Annotated in this window: 7 protein-coding genes; 1 reads left to right on the top strand and 6 read right to left on the bottom strand. The window is 62.6% G+C overall.

Translation table 11 applies throughout. The features are described 5' to 3' along the window. From L981_RS22335 to cyoA, 6 genes are all read right to left on the bottom strand, one after another. Positions 1-4,325 (bottom strand): S-layer family protein (locus L981_RS22335; protein WP_197067183.1); only part of this gene is annotated, 4,325 nt, incomplete at its 3' end. 387 nt (positions 4,326-4,712) lie between these two features. Beyond that, on the bottom strand, positions 4,713-5,471 hold the full coding sequence (locus L981_RS22340) for an SURF1 family protein (RefSeq protein WP_052201953.1): 759 nt from the start codon (positions 5,469-5,471) through the stop codon (positions 4,713-4,715). Positions 5,472-5,493: 22 nt separating this feature from the next. Next, positions 5,494-5,898 carry a cytochrome o ubiquinol oxidase subunit IV gene (gene cyoD, locus L981_RS22345; RefSeq protein WP_043621262.1) on the bottom strand — a complete coding sequence of 135 codons (405 nt, stop codon included), beginning with the start codon at positions 5,896-5,898 and terminating at the stop codon, positions 5,494-5,496. After that, positions 5,895-6,515: a cytochrome o ubiquinol oxidase subunit III gene (gene cyoC / locus L981_RS22350; protein WP_043621265.1), complete on the bottom strand. Its 621-nt coding sequence runs from the start codon at positions 6,513-6,515 to the stop codon at positions 5,895-5,897. The genes cyoD and cyoC overlap by 4 nt, the downstream gene beginning before the upstream one ends. A 4-nt stretch (positions 6,516-6,519) precedes the next feature. Next, positions 6,520-8,523, bottom strand: coding sequence for a cytochrome o ubiquinol oxidase subunit I (gene cyoB, locus L981_RS22355; protein WP_043621268.1), 2,004 nt, complete (start codon positions 8,521-8,523; stop codon positions 6,520-6,522). Positions 8,524-8,603: 80 nt separating this feature from the next. Then, on the bottom strand, positions 8,604-9,695 hold the full coding sequence (cyoA, locus tag L981_RS22360; protein WP_156134191.1) for a ubiquinol oxidase subunit II: 1,092 nt from the start codon (positions 9,693-9,695) through the stop codon (positions 8,604-8,606). A gap of 327 nt (positions 9,696-10,022) precedes the next feature. Here cyoA and L981_RS22365 point away from each other — a divergent pair, with 327 nt between their 5' ends. Then, entirely contained in the window at positions 10,023-11,348 is a 1,326-nt protein-coding gene (locus L981_RS22365; protein WP_043621273.1) for an MFS transporter, read from the top strand. Positions 11,349-11,401 lie beyond the last annotated feature (53 nt).

Genomic DNA, 11,401 nt, shown 5'->3' on the forward strand with positions numbered 1-11,401 from the left:
TAGCTCGCCTGCCCTGTCGCACCATTGGCATCGGTCGCCGTCACGGCGAAGCTGAAATCGCCGTCGGCTGCCGGCCGTCCCGAAATCGCCCCGCTTGATCCATCCAGCATCAAGCCACCGGGCAGAGCACCCGACGTGACGACGTAGCTGTACGGCGCCATGCCGGCGCTGGCGGCGATGGTTTGGCTGTAGGCGACGCCGGGCACGCCGTTGGCCAGCGCCCCGCCTGCCGGCGCAAACACCAGCACCGGCGGCGAGACCGTGACCGAAACGGTGGAAGGCGCCGACGTGCCGGTGGCGTTGGTTGCTGTGTAGGTGAAGCTGTCAGCACCGGAGAAGCCGGCATCAGGCGTGTAGAGGATCATGGTCCCCGTCGCCGTGGCCGCGCCATGCGCAGGCGCCGTCGCGATTGCGACAGATGTCGCCGCCCCGCCCGTCAGATTGAGGCTGACGGCGTTTGCGCTGGAGTTCGCAGCAACGGTCGCAGTTGCTGGACCGGCCGATGGCGCCTGGACGGCAACCGCGAGACTATAGCTTGCCGTGCCTGCCGCATTGTTCGCGTCGGTCACCGTCACCGTGAACGTTGCCGGTCCATCGCTGGTCGGCGTTCCGGACAGGCGGCCGTTGGCCGCAAGCGTCAACCCGGCCGGAAGTGCACCGCCGGTCACCGCATAGGTGTAGGGAGCGGTTCCGTTGGCAGCGGTGATCGTCAGATCGTAGGCGTCGGCAACCGTCGCACCGGCAAGTGCACCTGCGGCCGGCGTGAAGGCGAATGTCGGCGGCGACACCGTCACCGTGACCGTCGCCGTGGCGGATGTGCCGGTCGTATTGGTTGCCGTATAGGTGAAGCTGTCAGCGCCTGAGAAGCCAGCCGCCGGCGTGTAGCTGAACGTGTTTCCAGCCACCGTGGCCGTGCCATGCGATGGGGTCGCTACGATGGCGACCGAAGCGGCCGCCCCGCCCGTAAGATTGGGCGAAATCCCGTTGGCCGACGAGTTGGCGGCAACGGTTGCCGTTGTCCCGTTGGCAATCGGCGCCTGGATGCGAACCGTCAGACTATAGCTGCCGCTGGTCGCGGTTGCGCCATGGCTATCCGTCGCCTCGAGCGTGAAGGTGAAGCTGCCGTCCGCAGTCGGTGTGCCGGTCAGTGTACCGGCCGCGTCGAGCGAAAGTCCGGCCGGAAACGCGCCGCTGGCCAAGGCGTAACTGTAGGGCGCCGTGCCGCCATTGGCCGAGAGGCTCTGGCTATAGGCCGTTGCCACGGTTGCGATCGGCAAGCCGCCGGCTGCCGGCGTGAAGGCGAAGATCGGCGCCGAGACGAAGAAGGACTGGCGGACATCGGACGCCGCCAGGTAAGCGCTGTCACCGGCTTGCGAGACCTCGATGGTGCAGGTGCCACCATTGCGGAATGTGACGTCGCCGGTTGACGAGACAACGCAGACGGGCGTCGTCAGCGACTGGAATGTCACCGGCAGAGAGGAACTGGCGCTCGCCGAAAGCGTCACCGGCGTTGCATAGTCTTGCGGGCCGGGATTGGAGAATGTGATCGTCTGCGGTGCCTTGGGCGTCACCGCGTTCGACGCGCTGGAAGCTGGTCCCGTGCCGGCACTGTTGGTCGCCGTTACCGTGAACGTATAGCTCGTGCCGTTGGCCAGGCTGCCAACCGTGATAGGGCTCGAAGCTCCGGTCCCAACAAACCCACCGGGATTTGAGGTCACGGTGTAACCGGTGATCGATGCGCCGCCGGCGCTGACCGGCGCGGTAAAGGTGACCGACACTTCGCCGTCGCCAGCCGTCGCCGTGGCCACCGTCGGGGCGTCCGGAACAACCGCATTGACGGTAAAGCTCTGGGTGATCGTCGCCGCAGCCAGATAGGTGCCATCGCCGCCCTGGTCCGCAGCAATCGCGCAGGTCCCTGCGCTGTGGAAGGTCAGCCTGCCGCCCGGCGTGATCGTGCACACGGCCGCGGTCGAGGATGAGAAGGCAACGGGCAAACTCGCACTCGACGATGCCGTCAGTGTCGGCGTGGTGTCGAAGTTCTGCGCGCCTGGATTGACGAAGGTGATCGTCTGCGTTGCCTTCGGCGTAACAGCGTTCGAGGCCGCCGACGCTGGCCCCGCGCCGGCGCTGTTGGTTGCCGTCACCGTAAATGTATAACTGGTCCCATTGCTCAAGCCGGTCACCGCGACCGGGCTCGACGGCCCCGTTGCGGTGAAACCACCTGGGCTCGACGTCACGGTGTAGCTGATGATGTACACTCCCCCCGTGCTGGCCGGCGCGGTGAAGGCGACGGAGGCCGAAGAGGCGTCGGCGGTTGCCGTTCCGATCGTCGGTGCGCCGGGCACGACGGCATCGATTGTAAACGTCTGCGAGACCGTCGGTGCAGCCAGATATGTCCCGTCGCCCGCCTGGTCCGCCGCGATGGTGCAACCACCGGCCTGGTGGAAGGTCAGATCGCCCTCGGGCGTCACCGTGCACACGCCGGCAGTCGACGAGGTGAAGGCAACAGCCAGGCTGGAGCTTGCCGTCGCCGTCAATGTCGGCGACGTGCCGAACGCCTGCGTACCCGGATTGGCGAACGTGATCGTCTGTGCGGATCGCGGCGTAACCGCATTGGAGGCGGCCGATGCGGTGCTTGTCCCGACGCTGTTGGTGGCCGTCACGGTGAACGTATAGCTCGTGCCGTTGGTCAGGCCAGTCACCCTGATCGGGCTCGTCGTATCTGTGGCCGTCATGCCCCCGGGGTTCGACGTCACGGTATAGCCCGTGATCGTCGCGCCGCCGTTCGATGAGGGAGCGGTGAACTCCACATCCGCATAGCCGTCGCCCTCCACGGCCGCGCCAATGGTCGGCGCGTCGGGGACCGTCGGCGCAACGTCGACGGTGAAGACCTGGCTTCCGGTTGCGCCATAGGCGTCCGTTGCCGTAACGGTGAAGGTGACGGCGCCGCCGATCGTTGCAGTGCCCGACAACACCCCGTTGTTCGCCAGCGTCATTCCGGCGGGCAAGGCATTCTGCGTGACGGCGAATGTATAGGGGCTTGCGCCGCCTGACGCCATCAGGGTTTCAGAATAGGCGGTACCGGCCGTCGGATCGGGAAGCGTCGCCGGCGAGAGTGCGATCGTCGGGGCGGCGATGGTGACGGAGAATGCGCGCGATGCGGTCGAGCCTTCGGGATCGGTCGCTGTCACCGTGAAATTGAACGGACCGCTTGCCGTTGGGGTGCCGGAGACGACGCCGCTGCTCGAGAGCGACATTCCAGCGGGCAGCGCACCGGCGGTCCTTGCGTAACTCAAGGTGCCCGATCCCCCGGTGGCACTCAGCGTCTGCGCCGTATAGGCCTGATTGTAGACCGGGTTTGGCAGCGTTGTCGTCGAGATCGCGATCGGTGCGTAGCTAACCGAATTGTCGGTGCTGGTGGATGCGTCGTTGGTAAAGCCGGCCAAGCTCGTAGCCTTGCCGGCGGGGATGGACACCACGACCGTGCCGGCCTGCGTCATCCCGCTGACCGAAACGGTGTAATTGGCGCCCGAACCCGAGACGCTTGCCGTCGTTGCGCCGGCAGTGCCGGAAATCTGGACGTCGCCGGCGGTAAAGCCGGTAACGGATTTGTTGAACACCACATCGAAAGCGATCGACGTCCTGGCGCTGGGATCGGATTGCGAGGACGCCTGGTTGATCGTGACCGTCGGCTTGGTGTCGACCCAATGGGTGGCGCCGGTCGCCGTGCCGGTGCTGCAGCCGCTGCCGCCACCGTAGCTGGCGGAGACGGCGTGCTGACCGAGCGGCAGCGTCGACGTCTGGAAGGTCGCAGAAGAGGCCGTGCTGACAGGCCCTGTCGGCGTCAGCCCAAGGACTGTCGACTGCGATCCGATCGTGATCGTCACGTTTCCGGGCGGCGACTGTCCGGCATTACAGCCCATGGACGATACGGTCGCCGTCACCGACACCTGTTCACCCGGCAGCGACGGACGTGGCGAGGATACGACATCGACGACGACTGGCCCTCCGGAGGCAGCCTTGACGACGATGTTGTTGCTGTTGGCGGTGTAATTGCCGCCGGTCCGCGTGCCGGTGAACGTGACCCAATCGGAAAACTGGCCGGACATCGCATCGAGGGAATCGACCTGATAGGAGCCTGTGCAGGTCACGGAGGACGTCGTGCCACCGCCCGGGATTGCCGGGCATGAAACGACGACACCCTTGTTCGCAGTGGTCGCAGGCGCGATGCTGAGAATATTGTAGGATCCGGGATTCAGCACATAGCTGAAATTGATCGTGTCGCCAGCCGCATTGAAGGTCGCCGGGTTCGCCGAAATGGTCACTACCTGCGCCGACGCACCAATGGCCGAAGCCAGAAGGATGCCAATCGCCGCAAAAAATGCCTTGAAATACAAACGCTGGAATGCAGACGAAAAAAATTTCCCGCCCGCGACGCTTCCGCACCGCAGCCCCATAAATACCCCCAATATATGCCGGGAAAATTAGCCCCATCTCCCAGTCGGGACAGCTAATAAAGCGGAAGGTGCCGAGTCAATCGCACAACTCACCATTGCCGGAGGAAATGCGGTCGGCCGTTGCCATGTGGCTTATCGATCACACTTTTCAACGCCGACGACGGCTGCATTTCGCCCGCCCCGAGTGGCGACCCCAATGCCGGCAACCCCAGGAGGAGTGAACGAAAATGGCGGCCAGCGTCTTGAAGAGAATCGTTATTCCGCGCTCGGCTTCTTCCGGCTTCGAATGACGAGGCAGCTGCCGGCCACGCTCATCGCCGCAAGCGCAAACCAGGTCAGCGCGTAGACCAGATGGCTGTTGCGGAAGCTGACGACCGTCAGACCGCCGATCGGCAAGCCGCCAGGGTTTTGCGTCGCGTCCGCATCGATGAAATAGGGGGCGACATCCGTCAGCCCTTTTGCCGTCGCGATTGACGCGACATCGCGGGAAAACCAGCGATCGCCTGCGGGATCGTTGGATCGAAGAAAGGCGCCGCCCGGTTCGCTGATGCGCAAAAGCCCGGTAACCCCGGTCAACCCTAGTGCTTCGCCTTCCGCGCGCGCAGCCCGATCGCGCCGGTCCGCAGGCACGAAGCCGCGGTTGACAAGAACCATCGTGCCGTCTTCGCGGTGCAACGGCGTCAGCAGCCAGAATCCGGCACCCCGCTCGGTTACGGCCTGCACCAGCACCGATTTGTCATGATTGAAGGTGCCCGTCGCCGTGACGCGAAGATATTCATCCTTTTCCCGGGTGATGCCGTCCCAATCCGGCCGCACCGGGGCCGGCACTGCTGCCGCATGCACGCGCGCATCGACGCGAGCGATCAGGTCCAGTTTCCAGAAGAGCCGCTGGATCTGCCAGGTCCCGAGCGCGACGAAGACGACGGTGAGAAGCAGCAGCGCGCCCGTCAGAAGGAAACGGGCGCGGGAGGACGCCTTCGCACCCTCCCCTTTCACGTCGTGGCCGCCGGTCATGTTCGCGTCCGCCCGCCCCTGATCAGGGCATGTTCTTCATCATCTCGTGGGTCATCGGCATCATGTTCGTATTGAGGTGATGCATGACCCAGAGCGAACCGGCGAGCGCGATGCCGACGATGATGATCGTGAAGATCAGCGCCATCAGCGTCCAGCCGCCTTCCGAACGGGCGTTCATGTGCAGGAAGTAGATAACGTGCACGACGATCTGCACCACGCCGATGCCCATGACGAGCACGGCCGTCAGCAGCTTGCTGTCGAGCACGCCGCCCATGACCAGCCAGAACGGGATGGCCGTCAGGATCACCGACAGGATGAAGCCAGTCATGTAGCTCTTGAGCGAACCATGCCCGGCAGCGTCGCCCGGATGGCTGTGCGCGTGATGAGGCTCGAACGCGCTTTCGTGGCCAGGATGCTGCGAACTCATCCGAGTACTCCCAACAGATAGACGAAGGAGAAGACGCCGATCCAGATGACGTCGAGGAAGTGCCAGAACATGGAGAGGCACATCAGACGACGGCGGTTTTCCGGATTCAATCCATGTTTCTTGACCTGCACCATCAGCGTGATCAGCCAGATGATGCCGAAGGTGACGTGCAGACCGTGCGTGCCGACCAGCGTGAAGAACGAGGACAGGAAGGCCGAACGCGTCGGACCGGCACCCTCGTGGATCAGGTGGTAGAACTCATAGAGTTCGAGCGCGAGGAAGATCGCGCCGAACACGCCGGTGACACCGAGCCAGAACAGCGTCTCCATCTTGGCGTTGCGCTCCATCTGGAGCATGGCAAAGCCGTAGGTGATCGACGAGAACAAGAGCATCGCCGTGTTGATGGCGATGAGGTTGAGGTCGAACAGGTCGGCCGGCGCCGGACCTGCCGCATAGTTGCGGCCAACCACGCCGTGCGTGGCGAAGAGAACGGCAAAGATCAGGCAGTCGCTCATCAGGTAGAGCCAGAAGCCCAGCATGGTGCTGTGCTCCGGGTGATGATCGTCCTTCAGGTAGAACTGCGGCTTTTCTGTTTCTTGGACTTGGGTTTGGCTCATCGTTTCAGATCCGTTCCGCAAGCAGCTTCGAGCGTGCGTCTTCCGTCGCCGCGACGGTTTCCGCGGGAATGAAGAAATCACGGTTGTAGTTGAAGGTATGACCGATGGAGACGGCGATCAAAGCGACGAAGGATACCGCCGCCAGCCACCAGATGTACCAGATCAACGCGAAGGCGAGCACGACGCTGAGGCCGGAGAGAATGACGCCCGTGCCGGTGTTCTTCGGCATGTGGATCGGCTTGAAGCCTTCGAGCGGGCGCTCGTAACCGCGGCTCTTCATGTCGTACCAGCTGTCGTGGTCGTGCACGACGGGCGTGAAGGCGAAGTTGTAGTCCGGCGGCGGCGACGAGGTCGACCATTCGAGCGTGCGGCCATCCCAGGCATCCCCTGAGGTTTCGCGCAACTGGTCGCGGCGCAGATAGCTGACGACAAGCTGGATGATGAAGGACGCGATGCCAATGGCGATCAGGATCGCACCGAAGGCGGCGATGATGAACCAGATCTGCAGCGACGGGTCTTCGAACTGGCTGACGCGACGGGTAACGCCCATCAGGCCGAGCACATAAAGCGGCATGAAGGCGAAGAAGAAGCCGATCTGCCAGAACCAGAAGCTCATCGCGCCCCAGAAATAATCGAGCTTGTAGCCGAAGGCCTTCGGCCACCAGTAGACGACGCCGGCCATCAATCCGAACAGCACGCCGCCGATGATGACATTGTGGAAGTGGGCAATCAGGAACAGCGAGTTGTGCAGCACGAAGTCCGCCGGGGGAATGGCCAGCATGACACCAGTCATGCCGCCGATCACGAAGGTGACCATGAAACCGATCGTCCACAGCATCGGCAGTTCGTAGCGGATGCGCCCGCGATACATGGTGAAGAGCCAGTTGAACATCTTCGCGCCCGTCGGGATTGAGATGATCATCGTGGTGATGCCGAAGAAGGCGTTGACCGAGGCACCCGAACCCATCGTGAAGAAGTGATGCAGCCACACGAGGTAGGACAGGATCATGATCACGCAGGTGGCGTAGACCATTGAGGTGTAGCCGAACAGACGCTTGCCGCAGAAGGTGGCGACGACCTCGGAGAAGATGCCGAAGGCCGGCAGGATCAGGATGTAGACTTCCGGGTGGCCCCAGATCCAGATGAGGTTGACGTACATCATCGGATTACCACCAAGGTCATTGGTGAAGAAGTTGAAGCCGAGGTAGCGGTCGAGCGACAAGAGCGCCAGCGTTGCCGTCAGGATCGGGAAGGTCGCGACGATCAGGATGTTGGTGCAGAGCGAGGTCCAGGTGAAGACCGGCATCTTCATGAAGGTCATGCCCGGAGCGCGCATCTTCACGATGGTCGCAATCAAGTTGATGCCTGATAGCGTCGTGCCGACACCCGCGACCTGCAAGCCCCAGATGTAATAGTCGACACCGACGCCGGGACTGTAGTCCGCGCCCGAGAGCGGCGGATAGGCGAGCCAGCCGGTGCGCGCGAATTCACCGACGAACAGCGACATCATGATGATGACCGCGCCACCCGTCGTCATCCAGAACGAGAAATTGTTGAGGAAGGGGAACGAAACGTCACGCGCGCCGATCTGCAGCGGCACGACATAGTTCATGAAACCGGTGACGAAGGGCATCGCCACGAAGAAGATCATGATCACGCCGTGCGCCGTGAAGATCTGGTCGTAGTGGTGCGGGTTGAGGTAGCCCTCGTTGCCGTTGAAGGCGATCGCTTGCTGCAGGCGCATCATGATCGCGTCGGCAAAGCCGCGCAGAAGCATGACGATCGCCAGGATGATGTACATGATGCCGATCTTCTTGTGATCGACCGATGTAAACCACTCGTGCCAGAGATAGCCCCAGAGCTTGTACTTCGTGATCAGCGCAACGATCGCCAGGCCACCGACGGCCACGGCCGCGAAGGTCACGACAAGGATCGGCTCGTGATAGGGTATCGCTTCCCAGGTAAGCCGCCCGAAGATGAATTGCGTGAGGCTGGTGTCACCAAACATGGGTCTTCCAATATGTCTCGAATTGCGGCCCAAAAGGCCTTGGCGCTCGCTGGATCGAAGCCTGCGAGCGCGCGAAAGTCCTACTGCGTCTTGTGCATGTCGTGGTTCATCGGCTCTGCCGATGGTGCAGGCTGCTCTTCCTTGACGCCCTCGGCCGGTTCCTCGCTCTTGGCGGGATTGCCGGTTTCGGGGAAGGTCGCAGCCGGTGCGGCCGCTTCGGTCACACCGCCGACATGGCGGTTGTCGTGCTCGAGCTTGGCCCGGTTCTCATGGCTTTCGACGCCGGCTCCGCCCATCATGTCGATGTGCATCATATCCTTCATGCACATCTGGCCTTCGCGCACGCACATGTTGAGAACGGCTTCATAGAGGCCGTCATCGACGGAAGCGTAGTAGCGCACCGGCTCCTTCACGCTCGGCTTTTCGAGCTTCAGGTAGGCGTCCCGATTGAGCATCGTGCCGTTCTGCTTGACCCGGGCAACCCAGGCGTCAAAGCCGGCTTGGTCCACACCGTGGAACTTGAAGCGCATGTGCGAGAAGCCGTCGCCGCTGTAGTTGGACGAAAGGCCCTCGTATTCGCCTGGCTTGTTGATGACGGCGTGCAGCTTGGTCTGCATGCCGGGCATGGCATAGATCATGCCGGCGAGCGCGGGAACATAGAACGAATTCATCACCGAGGAGGCGGTGATCTTGAAATTGATCGGCACGTCGACCGGCGCCGCCATCTCGTTGACCGTGGCGATGCCGTATTCCGGATAGAAGAACAGCCATTTCCAGTCGAGCGCGACGACTTCAACCGTGATCGGCTTCATCTCTTCGGTCACCGGGCGCGCCGCATCGATCCGATCGAGCGGTCGATAGGGGTCGAGCTTGTGGGTGCTGACCCAGGTGATCGCGCCGAGCGCGATGATGATGGCGAGCGGCGCCGACCAGATGATGACTTCGAGGCCGGTGGAATGGTGCCATTCCGGATCATACTTGGCTGCCGTGTTCGACTGGCGATAGCGCCAGGCAAAGAACAGCGTCAGGAAGAGGACGGGAATGATGATCAACAGCATCAGGACCGTCGAAATAACGATCAGATCCCGCTGTTGTGCGGCGATGTCACCGGAAGGCGACATCACCACCATGTTGCATCCCGAGAGAACGGAGAGCAACAGGACGGCAATCATCGATCGTCCGGCTAAACTGTATGGCTTCGGCATTGCGGCCTCAACTTGCGTTTTGTCTAGTCGGCATTACTCGGGCATGATCGCGCATGGAAGTGAGGTCCATCGTCGCAGCGCAACATTTTGCCGCAGTGCAGTGAGGACCTTATCGCTCTATGCGCGTTTGTACGGGCGCAAAGGCTTATTGTCGGTTCGATGCCGGCTGTTCCAGCGAACGTTAGGCACGAACTCGAATGAGGCATGTGCGCATGTACGTGCACGGCATTCTTGATATCAGACGCCAATTGGTCAACACTCTAACGACAAGACGTTCGTTCGTCGGAGAAATTCATGGTTTCGGTCGCTAACCCAACATCGTCTGGTCTCGAACGGGACGCACGTCGCATTCACGAGGACGACAAGCCTCTGTCCCCCGGCAGCATCGCCATCGGCGTGGTCATTGGGCGAACCTCGGAGTTCTTCGACTTCTTCGTCTACGGCCTCGGCTCGATCCTCGTTTTCCCGAAGCTGATCTTCCCGTTCGCACCCAATGCGGTCACCGCGACGCTGATGTCCTTCGCGCTGTTCCCGCTTGCTTTCCTCGCGCGCCCGGTCGGCTCCTTCGTCTTCATGTGGGTCGACCGCAACTACGGGCGCGGCACGAAGCTGACGATCGCACTCGTCATTCTCGGTGGCTCGACGGCGTCGATCGCCTTCCTGCCCGGCTATGACACCATCGGGTATTGGGCCGTAGCGCTCCTGGCATTGTTCCGGCTCGGACAGGGCTTTGCGCTTGGCGGCGCCTGGGATGGCCTTGCATCGCTGCTGAACCTCAATGCGCCGCAGAATCACCGTGGCTGGTACGCGATGATCCCGCAGCTCGGCGCGCCGATCGGCTTTGCGCTTGCGAGCATCCTCTTCGGCTATTTCGTCAGCAACCTTTCGCAGGAAGATTTCCTCGCCTGGGGCTGGCGCTATCCCTTCTTCGTCGCCTTTGCGATCAACGTCGTGGCGCTCTTTGCCCGCCTTCGCATCGTCGCCAGCAAGGAGTTCGGCGCCGCCATGGAAGCCAAGGAGCTCGAGGCACGCCCAATCTTCGAGATGCTGAGCAAACACAGCATCGACGTCGTGCTCGGTGCCTTCGTGCCGCTTGCAAGCTTTGCGATGTTCCACCTCGTCACCATCTTCCCCTTGAGTTGGGTGACGCTCAACGGTGGCCAGTCGGCCGCAGAGTTCCTCTGGGTTCAGGTCGCCGGTGCTGTCGTCGGTGCCATCGGCATCGTCCTTTCGGGCGTGATTGCCGACCGGGTCGGCCGCCGAAACCAGCTGATGATCGGTGCGATCCTGATCGCGATCTTCAGCTTCTCGGCTCCCTTCCTGCTCGATGCCGGCGGCAAGGGGCAGGACGCCTACATCCTGATCGGCTTCGCCATCCTCGGCCTTTCCTTCGGACAGTCCTCCGGCGCCGTCTCCTCGCGCTTCACCCAGTACTACCGCTACACGGGTGCCGCTCTGACTTCGGATCTCGCCTGGCTCGTCGGTGCGGCCTTCGCGCCGCTCGTGGCGCTCGGCCTTGCCAGCAGCTTCGGCATCATCTTCATCGGCGGCTATCTGATCTCGGGTGCAATCTGCACGATCGCCGCGCTGAGCCTCACCCGGGCGCTCGACCAGCAGTAAGGTCTAGAGGCAGCCGGGGTGCCGTTCCAGGCGCCCCGGCTGCTCGTCCTTCC

Origin of the sequence: Ensifer sp. ZNC0028 (genome assembly GCF_000799055.1) — a bacterium.
GTDB lineage: Bacteria > Pseudomonadota > Alphaproteobacteria > Rhizobiales > Rhizobiaceae > Ensifer.

Coding starts and splice junctions, on each gene's coding strand:
- L981_RS22365 (WP_043621273.1), top strand. CDS start 10,023: ATGGTTTCGGTCGCTAACCCAACATCGTCTGGTCTCGAACGGGACGCA.
- cyoD (WP_043621262.1), bottom strand. CDS start 5,898: ATGAGTTCGCAGCATCCTGGCCACGAAAGCGCGTTCGAGCCTCATCAC.
- cyoC (WP_043621265.1), bottom strand. CDS start 6,515: ATGAGCCAAACCCAAGTCCAAGAAACAGAAAAGCCGCAGTTCTACCTG.
- cyoA (WP_156134191.1), bottom strand. CDS start 9,695: ATGATTGCCGTCCTGTTGCTCTCCGTTCTCTCGGGATGCAACATGGTG.
- cyoB (WP_043621268.1), bottom strand. CDS start 8,523: ATGTTTGGTGACACCAGCCTCACGCAATTCATCTTCGGGCGGCTTACC.
- L981_RS22340 (WP_052201953.1), bottom strand. CDS start 5,471: ATGACCGGCGGCCACGACGTGAAAGGGGAGGGTGCGAAGGCGTCCTCC.